Raw genomic sequence first — 18,741 nt, forward strand, 5'->3', positions numbered from 1 at the left:
GTGCTTTTTCACCATTTTAATTATTCTTAATACTCTCATTTAAATATTTCCGGACATCAGCGGTTATACTTTAGGTAGTAAAATCTAAAGAAGTATTGAGTTGATGAGAGTAGAATAGTTGTAACAGGTTTACTGAGATTCTCTCTCATTTTAGTAAAAGAACATTAGACTTTGCTTAGTTTAAATGTATATTCATCATTATTTTTAATCAGAACATATTGTATTGAATTCAGTAATATGGCCAGACTGAGAAAGATTATTTTTATAATGGTATTAGTTTCAGTATTACCTGATAGCCGCCAACAATGTTGGCAGCTATCAAATAATCATTTATTTCAAATTTTACTTATTCTTTGATACAACGAACTGAGCTTCCCTGTGCTGTTCCGGAGCTTGAAACGCCATGTTCTCCAAATTCTGAAATCTGGAAAATATCGCCTGACTGGCCAGACGCTCCACTCCCCCAATAGAAGCCACTGCTGCCTGAATAAGATGATGATATCGTTCCAAACGAAGCATCGCGTTTTCCTGCGGCAGGAAAAGCTAGTTTACTGGAAGCTGCAGCATTAATTCCACCACCTAACCCTAGAGGTTTAACTGCTGCAATATAGTTAGTTAGCTGAGCTGCTGAGGGAACTTTAAACCCTCTAGGACATGGATTATTCGGAGTAGATCCATTCTGCCATAATGTTCCATCCGCTGTGACTCTCCAACCTCCGCCTGTTCCAATAAATCTGGAATCAGTAGGGTTATCAGTTGCTGCTGGATTAACAATTGGATTAACAGGTGTTCCTGCATTACTTGCAGTCCAGATCATTAACTCATGTCCGTCTGGTTTTCTTCCCCATTGGAACATTGATCCATATGCTCTAAAATCTTTAGGACCGGTTGCCTGCTGAGCAATACTGAAGTTTGAGCCGTTAGTATTGGCATAATCTGCTCCCAGATTGTTATTTAACCATGTGTATCCATCTTCAGCCTGAACAGGAAGATAAAGGAAATTATGCGTATTATTGGATCCTCCTGCGTCAGGAATACCAAACATTTTATCAGGAATACCTGGTAGAATACGAACGTCATAGTTTTTTGAAGCTCCGGTATTATTGGACGGGAACTGGAATCTTGCCATTAACACCCCAAGATAATCATTTCCTATTCCGGCATTGATATCCAGTTTTTTAGCATTCAAAGTTCCCCCTATAGCTGTAAGCCTTGCTTTGATTGATTTAGTATTAGAATTATAAGTCTGCGCTGCCCATGAAAGTGTAAGCTGTCTGGAAATTCCATCTTCCGTAAGATTGGCAGGAACCGTTGTTGTTGAGCTCCATGCACTAAGAGAACCGGTTCCGGTAGTGGTAACAGGAATAAAGATTTCCAGCCCTGCCGTAGGAATAAAACCTTGATAATCTGCCAGCTTATCCAGAACACCATCTGCGGCTACCGGTCTGGTAGTTGTTGCAGGCCCCGTAGGCTCGGTATACGGAGCATAATCATTATCATACACTGATCCTATAAAATATATTCCTTCATTGATGGTAATTGTAGGAGGAATTACCGGAGTTCCATTATTTACCGGAAGAGAAATTGCAGAACAGGTACTTCCATTTACAGTAATATTAAATACTGCAGGACTTGTACTAACCGGAGTTCCTATTACATTAAACTGTAAAGTACCATTCCCCACCTGAAAATTACCGGGAACCAATGTGGCAGTCAATCCATTTGCCTGATAAACTTGCGTTGTGTAGGCACTTCCGTCACCTCCTGTATAAGGAATTGTTAACGTCCCGGAATAAGGCTGATTTTGAGTTGCGGAAGCAGGGTTAAATGCCGCAGATGAGCATAATAATGCAAAAGAAGTAGTTTCTTTCCAAAAACATTGTGACCAGGCGCCTCCCTGAAAGGCCTTTACACACTGTTCTGATACATCATAGATAAGCATTCCGTTTACCGGATTATTAATAGCCCCCGTATTGGGAACTCTGTTTAATAATAAACTCTTATTCGTAGATCCCAGTTCGAGATCTGCACTTAAATGAGGATTGGGTTGATTAATCCCAACCTGAGCAAATGAAAAAGTGGTAATGCTAAGGCAGGTAGTTAATAATAACTTTTTTTTCATGTTAAATTTTTGTTTGTGTTTAATAAAATCTGTCTATATAATATTCTTCGTTGAAATTGCAATAAAACGGAGAAACCCTGTATATAAGTTACTTAAGAAATATGTTGCAATAATTTGAAACTGGTCTCCAGAAAGTATCTACTATATTATTTTGAAGTAACAGAGCAAGAGTTACCCGCAACAGTTACATTAAATGTAATATTGCCGGCCCTGTCCGGAATTCCTGTAATATTGTATTGTAAACTTCCGTTTCCCATAGCAAATCTTCCAGCGGGTAAAGCAGCGCTCAGTCCATTGGCCTGAACAGATTGAGCCTCATAAGTTCCTCCGTTTCCACCTGTATAGGGAATCGTCAGCCTGCCATTAAAAGCCTGGCCGGCAATCGGACTTGGAGAAATAGTAGCTGAAGCACAAGATAAAGAAACTGGACTATTGAGGGCTTTTTTTCCAATTAACCCTTTACCAAGGCATTTGGACCATTTGCCAGCCTGATATGCTTTTACACATTCTTCAGAAAGATCATAGATCATCATTCCATTAACCGGGTTTGCGACAGCACTGGTGTTGGGAACTCTGTTTAAAAGTAATGTTTTGTTGTTTGATCCCAGTTCAAGATCAGCGCTGGCATAGGGATTGTCTTTTTTGATACCCACTTGCGCAAAAGAAAGCACACTGAAACCGCAGGTAACCAGCAGAAATACGTTTTTTCTCATTTTGTTTTTAGTGTTAAAATAATTTTTTTTCTGCAGGTAAAGATATATGTAAATTTTGGATTCTCAAAAGAAAAATGCACAAAAAAAACAACATTAATCACCTATTGATGATTTTGTTAGGTTAAAAAAATACTGTAAATCAAGCACATATAATTATAAATTTTAACCTTATGAAATTTCTACATATGTAATCAAAGGTACCACATTATTTATGTTTATGTCCTTCGAGGCGATACAACTGCAATAATTTTTATCAATAAAAATATCTTTTATAAAGAATTTTTCTCCATTGACAACGCCTTCTTTATTTGAGACTTCAAAAGAATCTAAAGGAATCATCATTCCATCACCATGCGCTTTTATAACAGCTTCTTTTGCTGTCCAATAGGTAAAAAAACTGCTGATCCTGTCTTCAGCCCCATTAATTTTTTCAAACTCTTCAGTAGTCATCTGAAATTCAAAATCAAGGTAGTTTATAGAAGTATCGAAAAACTCAACATCAATTCCCACAGGAAATTCAGCAATGACACAGGCAACCAAATCTTTGGAATGAGAAATATTAAAGTGAACAGGGTTCCCTTTTAAATAAGGTTTATTGTTGGGGCTGACCCTGATTTCTGCATCAGAAATATCATAATGGGTTCTCAAACCCTCCCGCAGCAAAATCTTCCCCAGCAAAGAAAGCTGAGCGTCCTGCCATCTTCTGTATCTCAAAATATCTCTTTTAGTATCATCAGAAAAAACGGGCAGATAGCGGTCAAGGACGGATTTGTGCTTTTCTTCATTGATAAATGTATATAGAATAATCATTTTTTCTACTTCTTCCTTACTTTTGATGTTAGATACTCATTACTTTCACCGTTAAAAATAAGCATTTTTCATCTCTTTTTAAAGCAAACAATCTTCTTACAAAGTTGCAGAATCTGAGACCGAAACATAGTGGATCTCTGCTGTACTCCACCCTATCTTTTGAAAAAAAGACTGGAATCATAAAGCGCTTTAGAAAATCTTTTATAATTTTAGGGATAAAATCACTTTAAATCATTTAAAAAATGAAAGTACAAACATTAGCATTATTGGCAGGATTTGCGTTTTTAACAGCTTCATGCGGAACAACAAAAATGTATTCTGTAAATGCCAAAAGCGGAACACAAACAGGAGGAACGGCAAAGTTTACCCAGCAGGGAAATGATGTGATCATGAAACTGAATGTAACCAACCTTACCCCTGGAATTCATGCAGTACATATTCATGAAAAAGGAGACTGCTCTGCCGCAGACGGAACCTCTACCGGTGGTCACTGGAATCCTTCCAAAAATGATCATGGTAAATGGGGTGCTGAACATTTCCATATGGGAGACATAGGAAACCTTGTTGCTGATGAGAGCGGAACTGCAACACTGACTTTCAAGACAGACAAATGGTGTCTGGGCTGTACAGATGAGTCTAAAAACATCATCGGCAAAGGCCTTATTGTACATGCTGCCGCAGATGATTTCCATACTCAGCCTACCGGAAATGCCGGAGGAAGAGTGGGATGTGTAGAAATTAAGTAATCTTTTTACTCCATAAAAAAACCGCTAATTTTCATTAGCGGTTTTTTTATGTTTAGGATTTGGCTCCCATGTCTGATACAATGTTCATTGCTTCCTGCAGGTAAAGATCTTTTTTCAGATTTTTGATCCACATTTCAGATTTCTTTTTGAAAGCTTCGTCTTTTTTCTCTCTTTCGACTTCACTTGGATACATGATAAACTGAAGTCCGTTCTCAAATTTAGTCAGAGCTTTGAACTTTTCAATCTGAGATTTTCTGTTCTTCATCAGTTCATTGAACTTAGTGATATTCAAAGTGATATTTTCTTCTTTGTCCAATTGTTCTCTCCATTGAGCTGACTCTAGTAACAACTGATAATTGCTGTTTTTAGCCATTCTGTCTGCACTTGCTTTTTCCAGCGCCTGAATGTTGAAATAGTTCAGCTTCTGGAATTTCGTAGGCGGAATTTTATCCCATGCCAATGCATAGTCATCATATCGCTCTCCTACTTCAGCATAGGTAAAGAAGTCTTTCATCTGGATATCAGAAACGATACCTTTTCTCTGCGTAGATTCTCCGGTAATTCTGTAGAACTTCTGGATCGTCAGTTTTAAAGATCCGAAATCATCTTCTGTATTCAGGAATCTGTTCAGGTCTACAAAGGTCTGAACGGTTCCTTTTCCGAAAGACTGCGGAGAACCGATAATCATTGCTCTTCCATAATCCTGCATTACTCCAGCAAGGATCTCTGAAGCTGAAGCTGAAAGTTCGTTTTGCATAATCACCAATGGGCCTGTCCAAATCGGAGTTTCATTTTTATTCTTAAGGGTTTGTATTTTCCCGTTTCCGTCTTTCACCTGAACGTAAGGTCCAGCTTCCATGAAAAGCCCCATAATATCTCCTACTTCAGTTAATGATCCTCCTCCATTATTTCTAAGGTCAAGAATGATTCCTTGAATATTCTGTTCTTTCAGTTTAATGATCTCATTCTTAATATCATCAGAAGCATTTCTTCCTTTAGCATTTTCAAAATCAGCATTAAAGCTTGGAAGGTTGATGAAACCGTATTTTTTACCATTTGCAGTGTTCACTACGATACTTCTTGCGAATGTATCTTCAATAGCTACTTCTTCACGGATCATTGTTACATCCTTGATGGTACCGTCTTTTTTCTGAACCGTCAGTGTTACCGGAGTTCCTTTCTCTCCTCTGATCAGCCTTACCGCTTCATCAGAAAGCATTCCTACTACATTTACAGCATCATCCTTCGGTTTAGATTTTACTTTCAGGATTTTATCACCCTCAGAAAGCTGCTTAGACTTCCATGCCGGTGCACCAATGGTAAGAGCTCCCAAGTAAAGGTTTCCTTTTTTCTCCTGGATCAATGCTCCGATACCGATTACTTTTCCTGTAAACTGCGTATCAAAGTCTTCCTTATCTTTTGGAGAATAATAGTTGGTATGCGGGTCAAATACTTCTGTATAGGCATTCATATACACCGTAAACCAATCCATTTTTTTTCTCTTTTTGAATCGGGTAAAGGTATCTTTTACAAGATCTTTTACTTCATCAGTGGCTTTTTTGATCTTTTCATCCTGAGTAAGAGGCTTAAACTTGATGGTATCTTTCAGCTTATACTTCTGAACAGAGTCTTTCTTTTCTTTCTGAGCTTCTTCTTTGCTGTTCATCGATTCTACTTCCTGTAGGATATTGTACTTGATGAATTTTTTCCACTCATTATACTGTTCCTGCTTGTTGGCAGGTATCTTTTTGAGTTTTGGCTCAAGAGTAAGCGTTTCATCTTCCTGAAGATTGATAGGCTTACTGAAAATATCCTGTGTTATTTTATCGATCTCATCCACTCTCTGGTATAGTCTGTCAATCGTAAGCTTGTAAAACGTAAGATCTCCCTGATTGATATAATCATCAAGCTTTGTCTCATGCTTGTTGAATTCATCCATATCAGATTGCAGGAAATATCTTTTCGCGGGATCTACCAACTCGAAATAATGCTTATAAACGTCCTTCGAATAGGCATCATTGATAGACTTGGGGCTATAATGCAGATAAGAAAGTGTGTTTTTTACGCTCACCATAATCGTCTGCATCTTTTCATCGTCATTCTTTGGCGAGTTGAAACAAAACATTAGACTGGTTAATGGAATAAGGAGTAAAAATTTATTCAGTTTGAAATTTTTCCACATAAACTGTCTTTATTTATTAATTTTTTAAAAATAAGTATAATAATTAGTAGCAGTAAGTTTGGTACTGTTACAAATGATCAAATTTAATACCTTATTTGCAATTATCAGATAGTTTTGAACATTTTTATTAAATAGATCTGCAAATAATAATAACAGTGTTAGCCATTTCCTATTATCAGGCTGTTTGCTTCCAAAATGAAATATTTATCGTTTCATTTTCAGAGAATAGCCGCAACATTTATTTCTTATTGAAAACTAAAAACAGATACCACAAAAATCAGTTTTCACCCATAAAGGCATAAAATGTGCTGATATTTAATCAAATAACTTTAAAATGTAAAGTCATGAGAAGTTTATTATGGTTAATTGCAGTTATCTGCATCGTTGTTTGGCTTTTAGGAATATTAGGAATAGTACCGGGCATCAGCACGGGGTATTTGATTCACATTCTGCTGGTCATTGCCATTGTTGTTATTCTTTATAACATCATTACAGGCAGAAAACCTCTTGATTAGTTTATTATTTTGTACAACCACTTCAATGAACAACAATCAGGCTTAGCAGGTGCTTTTCAACGGGACAGTATAAGATTCTGTCTCAAAAAGCACCTGTGAAGTACTGAGGTTATTTCGTGAAACTGAAATTGATATTTTGAGAATCTGAAATTAGATCTGTGTATCAATTTTACATCATTCTTAATCTACTTTTTAAACTTTAAAATTTTCTTTTCCCTGCTCACAGCTTCATTTCATGATGAAAATCGAGCAATCTTCATTCTGAATCCGTAACAATTAATCATAAAACAGCTGTTTTATTACGTCTTATTTTTGCCTACATTTGATGGGTTGAAAATCTATTTGTTCAATTCTGAAATGAACAAATTCACTCTATTTGAATAAAAAATATTAAAGATAATTTATGGAAAGACCGCTTATTCTGGTTACTAATGATGATGGAATTACAGCTCCTGGTATCAGAAATCTTATCAGTTTTATGAATGAAATCGGAGAAGTAGTTGTTGTAGCACCCAACTCTCCTCAAAGTGGAAAAGGCCACGCTATTACCATTAATTCTACGCTAAGCTACGAAGAAGTTACCCTTGAGGGGCCGCAGACTGATTTTTCGTGCAGCGGAACTCCTGTAGACTGTGTAAAAATGGCTCTTGATAAGATTCTGAAAAGAAGACCTGATATTGTAGTTTCAGGAATCAATCACGGAGCAAACTCATCTATTAACGTGATCTATTCGGGAACGATGTCAGCTGCTGTAGAAGCGGGTGTAGAAGGAATTCCTGCCATCGGATTCTCATTACTGGATTTCAGCTGGGAAGCAGATTTTACCCAGGCTAAAGAATTTATTCAGAATATTGTAAGAAGAACCTTAGAAAACCCAATGCCAAAAGGTATTGTACTGAATGTGAATATTCCCAAACTTCCGGCTGAAGAAATAAAAGGGGTAAAAGTGTGTAAACAGGCTCACGCAAAGTGGGAGGAAAGCTTTGATGAAAGAGTAAACCCACACGGTAAAAAATATTACTGGCTGACCGGTTATTTTAACAATATGGATGATTCTGAAGATGCTGATGAGACCGCTTTGGCAAACGGATATATTTCCATTGTCCCGGTAAAGTTTGACCTTACAGCCTATGAATACATGAAAACACTGGAAGAAGTGATGACTTTTGAAAATGTAAAAGAAATGAAATAATCTCTTGATCATTTATTTATTGAATAACACAAGAAACTTCGCATCAACAATTATCAGAAGCTGAAGTTGTATAAATAATCAAAAACGGCATGGAATAATTTTTCATGCCGTTTTTTATATCATCAATGGTTAAAAACTATCATTTCAAAACCCTTCCATTTCAGATTATTCATTACCTTTATTCTGACAAATAATTACAAAATGCGTATAGAATATGACATAAAACTGGGGTTCAAGGATGTAATGTTCCGCCCTAAGCGTTCTACTTTAAAATCCAGATCTGAAGTTGACTTACAAAGAGAATTTACCTTTAAACATACAAAGAAAAAATGGACAGGTGTTCCGGTAATTGCTGCCAATATGGATACCGTAGGAACTTTTGAAATGGCTGTAGAGCTGGCAAAAGAAAAGATTATTACCGCTATTCACAAACATTACACTCCCGAGCAATGGGATCAGTTTCTGCAGAGTCAGCCGGAAAGTATTCATCAATATATTGCTTTAAGCACAGGGACAGGAAAAGCGGATGAAGAAAAAATAAGACTGATCCTCGAAAAGCACCCAAAAATTGAGTTTCTCTGCATTGATGTAGCCAATGGTTATTCTGAGCATTTCGTTGGATTTGTGAAGAAAGCAAGGGCTAATTTTCCGGATAAAATCATTATTGCAGGAAATGTCGTTACAGGAGAAATGGTAGAAGAGCTTCTTCTTGTAGGCGCAGACATCATCAAGGTGGGTATCGGCCCCGGGTCTGTTTGTACTACCAGAGTGAAGACAGGAGTAGGCTATCCTCAGCTTTCCGCTATTATTGAATGTGCTGACGCGGCCCACGGTTTAGGCGGACATATCATTGCTGATGGCGGATGTAAAGTTCCCGGCGATGTTGCAAAGGCTTTTGGAGGCGGTGCAGATTTCGTAATGCTGGGCGGGATGTTTGCCGGTCATGATGAAAGCGGCGGAGAAATAATAGAGGAAAATGGTAAAAAATACCGCCTTTTCTATGGAATGAGTTCTAAAACAGCAATGGATAAGCATTCCGGAGGAGTGGCAGAATATCGTGCCTCTGAAGGAAAAACAGTGAAAGCAGCATATAAAGGTCCTGTAGCAGATACCGTAAAAGATATTCTTGGAGGTGTACGGTCTACCTGTACTTATGTAGGCGCTTCAAAGCTTAAAGAGCTTTCCAAGAGAACCACTTTTATCCGGGTTCAGGAACAGGAAAATCAGGTTTTTAAAGACTAAAATAACAGCACAATAAAGGCTTTAGAATTATCTAAAGCCTTTATATTATTCTTTTGTTCTGATGTATTTCTTGTTAAAGTATTTTTGGAGCTGATCATTTACATAGGTTTCCCGTTCCTTTTCAGAAGCCATTTCATCGATATATAAGATTTTCGGAACCTCTTTTATCTTATCCACGACCACAGAGTCTTTTGATGCGTTTTTGATGAGATCTATTCTTTCATTCATTTCTCTTTCATATTCTTTCAAATCTGTCGTCAGAAGTTCCAAAACTATATTTCCGCCATTAAAATCAATATTAAAATAATCATATTTTTCCGGGAAAATTTTAAGTTCAGGAAGAAAAACAACGAAAAGAGAAACCCACCAGAATTTTTTAATTTTTTCAAATTTATAATATACAACCAGTGAAAAAGTAAGCAGGAAATAAAAAAGTATACTTTCAAACTGCCTTGCAATGGAGGTGAGAATATAGCTCGTAAATAATAAAGGAATGAGTGACACAGACCAAAATAAAACGGCTTTTTTCAATGTTATCTGCGAAGTGATCTTTTTGAGTTCTTCTTCAAAAACTTTCATAAGTAATGGAAGTACTGCAACAACTTTTAGCCCTACATAGGCTGTATCAGCACCCAAAAGAGCAATTCTTTTCAGCCATTTTATAATTCCTCTTTCCACCTCTCCCATTCTGTTGAAGTTTCCTGGTGCCAGAAAGCATATCAGCAAAAACACGGTACCCAGCAGAACCAAAAACAGGTTTTCTTTATTACGTCTCTGATAGTAAGATACAAGCAGGAGACCTTCAAGAATCAATGCCACAATTTCATTAGAACCCATCAGAATTATGGTAAATAAAGCCGAGAGATAAAACCATATTTTCCGCTTTGTATCTTCATATTTTTTGAAAAAAAAGAGGAAAATGCCGGATAAAATTACTGGAACGAAATAGATATTGGAACCTGTAATCCAAAAGTAATGCTCTGGTAGGCTGACAAGAAGCACTGTATAAAAGAAAAACAGAAGAAATCCTTTTTTGAGGGATTCTTTCAGAGAATAGTTGAAATATTCTCTAAAGTTTAATGCTGAAACTCCGATAAAAGAGAGCATTAAAAAGACCGGATATATTTTCGGGAGGATATTATTGTTGTCATAAAAGACAGGATTAAACATATTAATTGAATACCCGAAATACCTTCCGCCCCATGTTGTATAGGTATTTATAAAACTTTGCAGCAATCCTACTTTTCTTGTTGTGTAGGACCAGAAATAATCATCGGTCTGATATACATTAAAAAAACTGATGTATGCCAGACCGATGCCTATTAAAATCGACAAGAATAATACTATATCCTGTACTTTTTTCATTTTCTAAGTTAACATTCCACCGTCAACATTTAACGTCTGTCCGGTAATGTAAGCTGACATTTCGCTGCCTAAGAATACACACGCATTCGCGATATCTGCAGGCTGTCCTCCTCTTTTCATTGGAATTTCTTCTCTCCATCCCTGAACTGTTTTTTCATCCAGAACAGCTGTCATTTCCGTTTCAATGAATCCTGGGGCGATAGCATTACATCTGATATTTCTTGATCCTAATTCCAGGGCCACAGATTTTGTAAATCCTATTACACCTGCTTTAGAAGCAGCATAGTTCGCTTGTCCGGCATTTCCTTTCACACCTACTACAGAAGTCATATTAATGATAGATCCGGATTTGGCCTTCATCATTGGCTTAATTACCGCTTTGGTAAGGTTAAAAACCGAATCTAAGTTTACTTTGATTACTTTATCCCAATCTTCTTTGGACATTCTCAATAACAGATTATCTTTTGTAATCCCTGCATTGTTTATCAAAATATCAATCTGCCCGAACTCTGCCATCACTTCTTCCACCAACTTCTGAGCAGCATCATAATCTGATGCGTCAGACTGATATCCCTTAATTTGGGTTACAGAACTTAAAGCTGCTTCTAATTCTTTTGCTTTGTCTACAGAGCCAGCGTAGGTAAATGCTACTTTTGCTCCTTGCTGAGCAAACATTTCAGCGATACCCTTACCGATTCCTCTTGTAGCTCCGGTAATTAGTGCTACTTTTCCTTCTAATATTTTCATATCTATTGATAATTATTTTCTTTTAACTCATTCAGCTTGTGAAAGCTGACTCTTATAATTTCTACAATTCCTATCCGGAATTAAACGGTTTGCAAAGATATTATAAATTGTTATTCAACCCATTTAAATTGTTAAAATACTGGATTATTTTGATAATTATCTGACTTTTTATTAAAGCTGAACAGGATTATTTTTAAATCTTGTGAAATAAATAAAGTCTGTTTTTTTGCTTCTATCCAGCTTCAGTACTTCTTTCTGCCAGAAATATTTATCGTAAATAATTTCTTTCAAAGGTTCATTCTGAAAGTTTGAAACTCCGAATTTTCCTTCTTTTTTTACTACAATTTCGTTTTCAGCATTCCCGAATGTGACGATATCTTCGTAAATAAAGGGAACAATTTCTGTTCCTTTTCCATCCAGAATGCCATATAAATTGTCTGTATTTTTACATACCAAAGGTTTTGAATACTGATTAAGCGGATTAAAATACTCAACGTCTTCATTTCTGATCTGACTGATGTTCTTCAACTCTATCGTTGAGCCATCCTTCACAGAAAATCTATAGTAACGATCCTGCTTTCCAATAATAAGATTATCGGGATAAAACCCTAAAATCTGTACTCCTTCTCCAACAATGTTTTTAAGATCCTTATCTATAAATTTTTCTTCATTTCCTTTTTTAAGATAGATAAAATCTTTCCCGGAAATAGTAAAAGCTTTGATAAAATCGTATTCCTGAGGAAGAATGGTATTTCCTTCCAGATCAACAATTCCGGATTTTTTCACTTTATCATTATAGACACTGAAATAATGATTCAACAGTGGATTTACATATTTAAAATTCTGGGAGTACAGCTTTTTGTCTTTTTTACTGAAGACTGTTGCTTTTCCGTTTTTTATCAGATAGATATATTCTTTCCTGCCAAAGTATTCCGGCGTGATATCATTAAAGATTTCCTCTGCAATTGTATTTTCTTCTGCATCTATCAAGCCATATTTTCCGGTACTTTTATTTTTAGTAATCAGATAAGGATACGCATTGATATCTACTACCGTTTTAGAAAATTTATGCAGGGTCTGCCCGTTATTTCCAATGATTTCACTCTCATTTTCTTCATTCATGATCAGTGCTTTGCCATCTTCAAAGCTGTAATCTTCTTTAAATTCACGCGTGCTGAGCTGCTTTCCGTTAAGATCATACAAAAACCATTTTTTATCTTTTAAAACAAAGAATCTGTTCTTTCCGGAAAAACGGATCTTTTCAGCATAAGGAATAATTTCTTTCCCATTATAGTCATAGACGGCTTCTTTATCCTGTTTTGAAGAAATAATGCAGTCTTTACTCCACCAGGGCGTATTGAATTCCTGATCATCCAAAGGAATGAATTCCTTCCCTTTTTCGTCAATAATAGCCGATTTTCTATGAGTCCCGTCTTCAGAATAAAGAATAAATCTGTTTTTAAAAATGTGTAAAATTCCTCCTCTGTAAGGAGATTCAAAAGTAATGGTTCCTAAAGAGTCTACAATTCCCTGTTTTTTAGACCCGGAATCGTAAACTGTTCCATATCCCTCCGAATAGGAATTCACCTCCTTTCCTGTCTTTTTTGACAGGACCACTTTCATATATTGGTTGGTCTGTGCCGTACAGACTACAGAACATAATACAAAGACTAATTTTTTCAAGAAAAATTAAATAGAATTGTTGACAATAAGAACGATCTCTCCTTTTAGTGTTTTACTTTTGGAAAATTCAATTAATTCATTGATTGTTCCTCGTTTGGTTTCCTCAAATTTCTTAGAGATCTCACGGCTTAGGCTTACTTGGGTTTCTTCTCCAAAGAATTCTTTAATCTGCTCCAGAGTCGTATTGATTTTATGGGGACTTTCGTAAAGAACGATGGTCTTTTTTTCTTCAGCAAGCTGCTTGAGTTTGGTTTGTCTTCCTTTTTTCTGTGGCAGAAAACCAGCAAATAAAAATTCATTATTGGGAAGCCCTGAAACGACAAGTGCGGGAATGAGAGCTGTTGCTCCTGGAAGACAGATCATATCAATAGCATTGTCTGCTCCTGCTTTTGCAAGCAAATATCCCGGATCCGAAATACCGGGTGTTCCCGCATCGGTAATAATAGCGATATTCTGACCGTTTTTAAGGTCTGCAATTACTTTCTCCGTTGCCTGGTGTTCATTGTGTAAATGATAAGATTTTAAAGGCTTTGAGATCTCAAAATGTTTTAAAAGTATTCCGGAAGTTCTGGTGTCTTCGCATAAAATATAATCAACTTCTTTAAGGACATTTACCGCCCTGAAAGTCATGTCTTCCAGATTCCCAACCGGTGTGGGAACAAAATATAAGATTCCGCTCAAAATTATAAGAATTTATTTTCCACCAATATCCAAAGTCTCTGCGCATATTCATCCACTTTATTCCATTTTCTTTCGTAATACAGATCACTCAAATATTCTTTGGCTTCTTCCAGTGTTTTGAACTGGTTCAGCTGAAATACCGTATCATTCAGATCTGTCTGACTTCCTTCAAAGAGCATTTTGGAAAAAGCAATTCTGTCATTCAGATCCAGTTTAAATTCCGGTTTCTGCTTGTCTGCTTCCATAAAATGGGTAGGAATATTAGACTTCAGAAGACTTCCGGTATCTTCTTTTTCTGCTACAGGCTCCTTTTCGTTAGGAAATTCTCTTTCCAAAGGATCGTCATCAAAAAGTGACTGAACGGCCTTCAATCCTTTGATATTGGATAATTTTATTTTTTTCTCCTGATGATATTCTTCTAAATTTTCAAAACTTTCATCAGAAGGATGTTTTTCTGTTTCTTCGGCAGAAGGTTTATCGATTTCAACGATTTTTCTTCTGTCATAAACTTCAGCAAGGATGCTTTCCTCCTTAATTTCTTCTACTGAATGATCATTTTTTATCTCACTCAGGACATTTTCCACATTGGAAGTTTCTGTGACCATTTCCCCTTGTTCTATAGAAATATTGGAAGCCACAAACTGCTCTTCGTTTTCTTCGATCAGTATTTCATCTTCCAGAGTTTCTGTATCAAAAATACTTGGAATGATTTCTGTCACGGGAGCTTTAGTATCATTTACATCAGTTTCTTTTTTTGATTCTTGCTCATTGTTTTCTTCATCCTGCTCATCCATTTCATTCAGTTGGTTGTTAAAAACGGCTTCTTCCTCCGTCACTTCATGATGAAACAGGTCTTCATTGAGATCTTCATCAGAATCCGGTGCAGAATCAGCAAGAATTTTTTCTTCATCCACAAAGCTCAAAACAGCTCTCTGCTCTTCCGAAATTTCATTTTCATCAATTTCGTTCAGCTGATTATTGAAAATGGCTTCTTCTTCCAAAGTTTCACGATCAGAAGTCTGCTCCTGAATGATTTCCGCTGTTTTTTCTTCGTAACCTTCCTCCACAAAACTTACCATATTTTCATGGAATTCATTTTCAACAATTTCATTCAGCTGGTTGTTGAAAACCGCTTCCTCTTCTTCAGAACCTGTTGAGAAAATTTCATTCTCATCAATTTCGTTCAGTTCATTATTGAAAATAGCTTCCTCTTCTGTTACTTCATTTCCTTTATCATAATGTTCCGTTTCTCCGGATGCAAAAGAGATATGCTGATTGTCCGGATACTGTGCCGGATGGTCTGTAACAAAATATTCAATATTCTTTTCCAGCAGTTTCAAAAAAGAAATCCTGTTAGCAAGCTCATCTACAAGATCTTGCTTGGAAAGTAATTCGTCTACGTTGTTTATTTTGTCCAGATTATCAATGATATTCATGGATTCAAAAAAAATCTTTTCCTTTAAATCTTGGATATTCTGCATAATAAGATTCTTATTAAAATTGCTTACTTTTGATGTTAAAAATATACGGCTAATTTAACAAATGTTTTTAGAAAATACAATTAATCATTCCAAACAAAGTGGTTGGATGGAAGTGATTTGTGGCTCTATGTTTTCGGGTAAAACCGAGGAACTGATCCGCAGATTGCGAAGAGCAGAAATGGCAGGTCAGAATGTGGAAATTTTTAAACCCAAAATGGATATACGGTATTCTGAAGAGGATGTGGTATCTCATAATCAGAATAAAATCCGCAGTACAGCAGTAGAAAATCCTAATGAAATTCTTCTGCTGGCTTCCAATTGTGATGTAGTAGCCATTGATGAAGCTCAGTTTTTTGATGAAAGTATTGTTGATATTGCCAACCAGCTTGCCAATAGCGGGATCAGAGTGGTCATTGCAGGATTGGATATGGACTTTTTGGGCCGACCATTCGGACCGATGCCCAATTTGATGGCCACTGCTGAGTACGTCACAAAAGTGCATGCTATTTGTAAAAGAACAGGTAATCTTGCCAACTATTCTATGAGAACTTCCCAGGGAGATAATCTGGTAGAATTGGGAGAAACTGAAAGCTATGAAGCAGTAAGCCGCCGTGTATTTATTGACGAAGTACTTTTAAAAAGAAAATAGGGGATTGAATACACCCGTAAAAATAGATTCACTCAATAAAAAATAAAAAGCGGAAAAAGGATAGGTAAGATCCGGAAAAAGAATCAGCTTAAATAACTGGTTTCTTACTTTTTGAATTTTATTTCTTCCGTTTCGTTCAAAAAAATAAAGCAGAAAGGGCACCAATGAACTATACAGTACAACACATTGCAGAGATCACCAATACACAAATCATTGGAGACGGAAATTTAATGATCAAAAATATAGCGTATGACAGCAGGATTATTTATTCTACCAAGAATACAGCCTTTATTGCGATCAATACCCATAAAAATTCCGGCGAAAAATTTATAGAGTCTGCAATAGACAGGGGAATCAATGTCATTATCTCTGAACATCATTATCCTGAGTTTGAGAATATCACCTGGATTATAGTTGAAAATTCTGTAGAGTTTCTTCAAAAATTGGCGAAGTATCATTTTGAAAATTCTCATTTACAATCTATCGGAATTACGGGAAGTAATGGTAAGACTATTTTAAAAGAATGGTTATATCAATGTCTATGGAATGAATTACCCACTGTAAAAAGTCCTAAAAGTTTTAATTCTCAGATTGGTCTTCCGCTGTCTCTTCTTCAGATTAACAGTTCCTATAAGCTGGGAATCTTTGAAGTCGGAATTTCAAAACCGCACGAGATGGAAAAACTTGAAAATATGTTTCATCCTCAGATCGGGCTGCTCACTCATATCGGAACAGCTCATGCCGCTAATTTTTCTTCCGAAGAGCAACTCATTGATGAAAAGATCAGTCTTTTCAAAAATTCAGAAGTGATCATTTATAATGGTGACAATTCTTTGGTTGAACAAAAAATTAAAAAATCCTATTCTGATAAAAAATTAATTTCTTACGGTTTTAAAAAAGAGAACCAGGTTTTCATCAAAAGCAATATTTCCAAAGATGACAACATTATTGTTGATTATTTTGGTGAAGAAATCAGTTTTCCGGCCCATCAGAGAGACGAAGCTACATTAACCAATGCTATGGCGCTTATCACAGTCCTAAAGGAACTGAATATCGAAAATAAAAAGATCGTTGAAAAAATCAACCTTTTAAAGGCCGTTGAAATGAGGCTTGAAGCGATCGAAGGAATTAAAGGCAATATTGTCATCAATGATTCTTTTAATCTTGATCTCGATTCATTGAAGACTGCCCTGCAGTTTTTGAATGAATACAACAAATCTGAAAAATCGCTGGTCTTAACTGATATCGTGGGGGTAAGCACCAATGCAAAAGAATTATATGAAGAAGTTTCGGAGCTGGTCAATGAGCAGCATTTTGATTCTGTTTTCTTAATCGGCGATGAAATATCAAACTTTAGTGAATTATTTAAAGCTAAAACATATACTTTCATTGATACAAAAGAATTAATTGAAAGTAAGCACCTTACTGAAATAGAAAATCAGATTATCCTGTTAAAAGGAGCCAGAAAGTTTGAAATCGAAAGGCTTAAAGATATTCTTGAACTCAGAAAGCATGATACAGTACTGGAAGTAAATCTTAATGCGATTCTCCATAATATCAACTATCATAAATCTTTGCTGAAACCGGGAACTAAAATGATGGCAATGGTAAAAGCCAATGCTTACGGGCTGGGAAGTTATGAAGTATCAGAATTTCTTCAGCATCATCATATAGATTATCTGGGTGTAGCCTATGTTGATGAAGGGGTTGAACTTCGTAAGAAAGGAATTACCACTCCTATCATTGTAATGAATCCTGAGCAGCACAGCTATCAGACTATCATAGAGTACAACCTGGAACCTGAAATTTATAGTTTCAGAGTGCTGGACTTATTCTATGAAGCCGTTCAGAAATCAGGTTATGACAAGAAGTATCCAATTCATATCAAACTGGAGACCGGAATGCACCGCCTTGGTTTTAAAGATTTTGAACTGGATCAGTTAAGTGAAACTTTAAGCCAAAAAAATCTGAAAGTTCAAAGTATGTTCAGCCACTTATCGTCTTCTGATATGCCAGAAGAAAAAGAATTTACTTTGAAACAGCTGGAAGTTTTCGAAAAGAATTCCAGCTACCTGATAGAAAAATTGGAATACTCTCCTCTTCGCCATATTCTGAATTCATCCGGAATAACAAGCTATACCAATCATCAGTTTGATATGGTAAGAATTGGTATCGGAATGCTTGGGGAATCACCGGACAATGAAATTCAGAAGCAACTGCAGTCTGTTGTAAGTTTTAAAACCGTAATTTCACAGATATCAATGGTTGAAAACGGTGAATCTGTAGGCTACAGCAGAAAATATAAAGCTGACCATCCTACGAGAATAGCGACTATACCTGTAGGATATGCAGACGGAATCCCAAGATTGATTGGAAATCAGGTAGGAAATGTTGGAGTAAACAAAACATTAGCACCCATCATCGGAAATATCTGTATGGATATGATGATGATAAATGTAGATAATATCCCGAATGTAAAAGAAGGTGATACCGTAACTGTTTTTAACGCCAAACCAAGTTTAAAAGAATTTGCAGGCTACTGCAAAACGATAACTTATGAAGTATTAACCTCCATTTCCCCCCGGGTGAAACGGATTTATATAAAAGATTAAC

General features: G+C 36.3%; 15 protein-coding genes. 6 read left to right on the forward strand and 9 right to left on the reverse strand.

The features are described 5' to 3' along the window. Positions 1–346: 346 nt before the first annotated feature. The 3 genes from FW781_RS20205 to FW781_RS20215 all read right to left on the reverse strand — a co-directional run bounded on the left by FW781_RS20205 (position 347) and on the right by FW781_RS20215 (position 3,645). Entirely contained in the window at positions 347–2,122 is a 1,776-nt protein-coding gene (locus FW781_RS20205) for a hypothetical protein (RefSeq protein ID WP_149389075.1), read from the reverse strand. Between the two features lie 146 nt (positions 2,123–2,268). Then, a complete protein-coding gene (locus tag FW781_RS20210) occupies positions 2,269–2,835 on the reverse strand; it encodes a hypothetical protein (protein ID WP_149389076.1) in 567 nt (188 codons plus the stop codon). Between the two features lie 168 nt (positions 2,836–3,003). Beyond that, positions 3,004–3,645, reverse strand: coding sequence for a 4'-phosphopantetheinyl transferase family protein (locus FW781_RS20215; protein ID WP_149389077.1), 642 nt, complete (start codon positions 3,643–3,645; stop codon positions 3,004–3,006). A gap of 242 nt (positions 3,646–3,887) precedes the next feature. Here FW781_RS20215 and FW781_RS20220 point away from each other — a divergent pair, with 242 nt between their 5' ends. After that, positions 3,888–4,391, forward strand: coding sequence for a superoxide dismutase family protein (locus tag FW781_RS20220; protein WP_149389078.1), 504 nt, complete (start codon positions 3,888–3,890; stop codon positions 4,389–4,391). A 52-nt stretch (positions 4,392–4,443) separates the two neighbouring features. Here FW781_RS20220 and FW781_RS20225 read toward each other — a convergent pair whose 3' ends face one another. Beyond that, positions 4,444–6,573 carry a carboxy terminal-processing peptidase gene (locus FW781_RS20225; protein WP_149389079.1) on the reverse strand — a complete coding sequence of 710 codons (2,130 nt, stop codon included), beginning with the start codon at positions 6,571–6,573 and terminating at the stop codon, positions 4,444–4,446. Between the two features lie 344 nt (positions 6,574–6,917). On the opposite strand from FW781_RS20225, the gene FW781_RS20230 reads away from it, so the two are divergent. From FW781_RS20230 to FW781_RS20240, 3 genes are all read left to right on the forward strand, one after another. Then, positions 6,918–7,088, forward strand: a complete 171-nt coding sequence (locus FW781_RS20230; RefSeq protein ID WP_149389080.1) for a lmo0937 family membrane protein — start codon at positions 6,918–6,920, stop codon at positions 7,086–7,088. Between the two features lie 403 nt (positions 7,089–7,491). Continuing rightward, positions 7,492–8,280 carry a 5'/3'-nucleotidase SurE gene (gene surE, locus FW781_RS20235; protein WP_149389081.1) on the forward strand — a complete coding sequence of 263 codons (789 nt, stop codon included), beginning with the start codon at positions 7,492–7,494 and terminating at the stop codon, positions 8,278–8,280. A 201-nt stretch (positions 8,281–8,481) separates the two neighbouring features. Further along, entirely contained in the window at positions 8,482–9,522 is a 1,041-nt protein-coding gene (locus FW781_RS20240) for a GMP reductase (protein WP_149389082.1), read from the forward strand. Positions 9,523–9,567: 45 nt separating this feature from the next. Here FW781_RS20240 and FW781_RS20245 read toward each other — a convergent pair whose 3' ends face one another. The 5 genes from FW781_RS20245 to FW781_RS20265 all read right to left on the reverse strand — a co-directional run bounded on the left by FW781_RS20245 (position 9,568) and on the right by FW781_RS20265 (position 15,479). Further along, positions 9,568–10,887, reverse strand: a complete 1,320-nt coding sequence (locus FW781_RS20245) for a DUF6056 family protein (RefSeq protein WP_149389083.1) — start codon at positions 10,885–10,887, stop codon at positions 9,568–9,570. 3 nt (positions 10,888–10,890) lie between these two features. Further along, positions 10,891–11,634 carry a 3-oxoacyl-[acyl-carrier-protein] reductase gene (gene fabG / locus FW781_RS20250; protein ID WP_149389084.1) on the reverse strand — a complete coding sequence of 248 codons (744 nt, stop codon included), beginning with the start codon at positions 11,632–11,634 and terminating at the stop codon, positions 10,891–10,893. A gap of 171 nt (positions 11,635–11,805) precedes the next feature. Continuing rightward, a complete protein-coding gene (locus FW781_RS20255) occupies positions 11,806–13,317 on the reverse strand; it encodes a WG repeat-containing protein (protein ID WP_149389085.1) in 1,512 nt (503 codons plus the stop codon). Between the two features lie 6 nt (positions 13,318–13,323). Continuing rightward, positions 13,324–13,998 carry a 16S rRNA (cytidine(1402)-2'-O)-methyltransferase gene (gene rsmI, locus FW781_RS20260; protein WP_149389086.1) on the reverse strand — a complete coding sequence of 225 codons (675 nt, stop codon included), beginning with the start codon at positions 13,996–13,998 and terminating at the stop codon, positions 13,324–13,326. A 2-nt stretch (positions 13,999–14,000) separates the two neighbouring features. Continuing rightward, the gene (locus tag FW781_RS20265) at positions 14,001–15,479 is read right to left on the reverse strand and encodes a hypothetical protein (RefSeq protein ID WP_149389087.1); all 1,479 of its coding nucleotides are present in this window, start codon (positions 15,477–15,479) and stop codon (positions 14,001–14,003) included. Positions 15,480–15,540: 61 nt separating this feature from the next. On the opposite strand from FW781_RS20265, the gene FW781_RS20270 reads away from it, so the two are divergent. Together FW781_RS20270 and FW781_RS20275 are read left to right on the forward strand one after the other, a co-directional pair. After that, on the forward strand, positions 15,541–16,128 hold the full coding sequence (locus FW781_RS20270; protein ID WP_149389088.1) for a thymidine kinase: 588 nt from the start codon (positions 15,541–15,543) through the stop codon (positions 16,126–16,128). Between the two features lie 164 nt (positions 16,129–16,292). Continuing rightward, positions 16,293–18,740: a bifunctional UDP-N-acetylmuramoyl-tripeptide:D-alanyl-D-alanine ligase/alanine racemase gene (locus FW781_RS20275; protein ID WP_149389089.1), complete on the forward strand. Its 2,448-nt coding sequence runs from the start codon at positions 16,293–16,295 to the stop codon at positions 18,738–18,740. The last annotated feature ends 1 nt before the right edge of the window (position 18,741 follow it).

Origin of the sequence: Chryseobacterium panacisoli, assembly GCF_008274625.1 — a bacterium.
Lineage (GTDB): Bacteria > Bacteroidota > Bacteroidia > Flavobacteriales > Weeksellaceae > Chryseobacterium > Chryseobacterium panacisoli.

Bases quoted from the DNA above. Each gene is read 5' to 3' on its own strand.
- FW781_RS20205 (WP_149389075.1), bottom strand. From the start codon at position 2,122: ATGAAAAAAAAGTTATTATTAACTACCTGCCTTAGCATTACCACTTTT.
- FW781_RS20210 (WP_149389076.1), bottom strand. From the start codon at position 2,835: ATGAGAAAAAACGTATTTCTGCTGGTTACCTGCGGTTTCAGTGTGCTT.
- FW781_RS20215 (WP_149389077.1), bottom strand. From the start codon at position 3,645: ATGATTATTCTATATACATTTATCAATGAAGAAAAGCACAAATCCGTC.
- FW781_RS20220 (WP_149389078.1), top strand. From the start codon at position 3,888: ATGAAAGTACAAACATTAGCATTATTGGCAGGATTTGCGTTTTTAACA.
- FW781_RS20225 (WP_149389079.1), bottom strand. From the start codon at position 6,573: ATGTGGAAAAATTTCAAACTGAATAAATTTTTACTCCTTATTCCATTA.
- FW781_RS20230 (WP_149389080.1), top strand. From the start codon at position 6,918: ATGAGAAGTTTATTATGGTTAATTGCAGTTATCTGCATCGTTGTTTGG.
- surE (WP_149389081.1), top strand. From the start codon at position 7,492: ATGGAAAGACCGCTTATTCTGGTTACTAATGATGATGGAATTACAGCT.
- FW781_RS20240 (WP_149389082.1), top strand. From the start codon at position 8,482: ATGCGTATAGAATATGACATAAAACTGGGGTTCAAGGATGTAATGTTC.
- FW781_RS20245 (WP_149389083.1), bottom strand. From the start codon at position 10,887: ATGAAAAAAGTACAGGATATAGTATTATTCTTGTCGATTTTAATAGGC.
- fabG (WP_149389084.1), bottom strand. From the start codon at position 11,634: ATGAAAATATTAGAAGGAAAAGTAGCACTAATTACCGGAGCTACAAGA.
- FW781_RS20265 (WP_149389087.1), bottom strand. From the start codon at position 15,479: ATGCAGAATATCCAAGATTTAAAGGAAAAGATTTTTTTTGAATCCATG.
- FW781_RS20270 (WP_149389088.1), top strand. From the start codon at position 15,541: ATGTTTTTAGAAAATACAATTAATCATTCCAAACAAAGTGGTTGGATG.
- FW781_RS20275 (WP_149389089.1), top strand. From the start codon at position 16,293: ATGAACTATACAGTACAACACATTGCAGAGATCACCAATACACAAATC.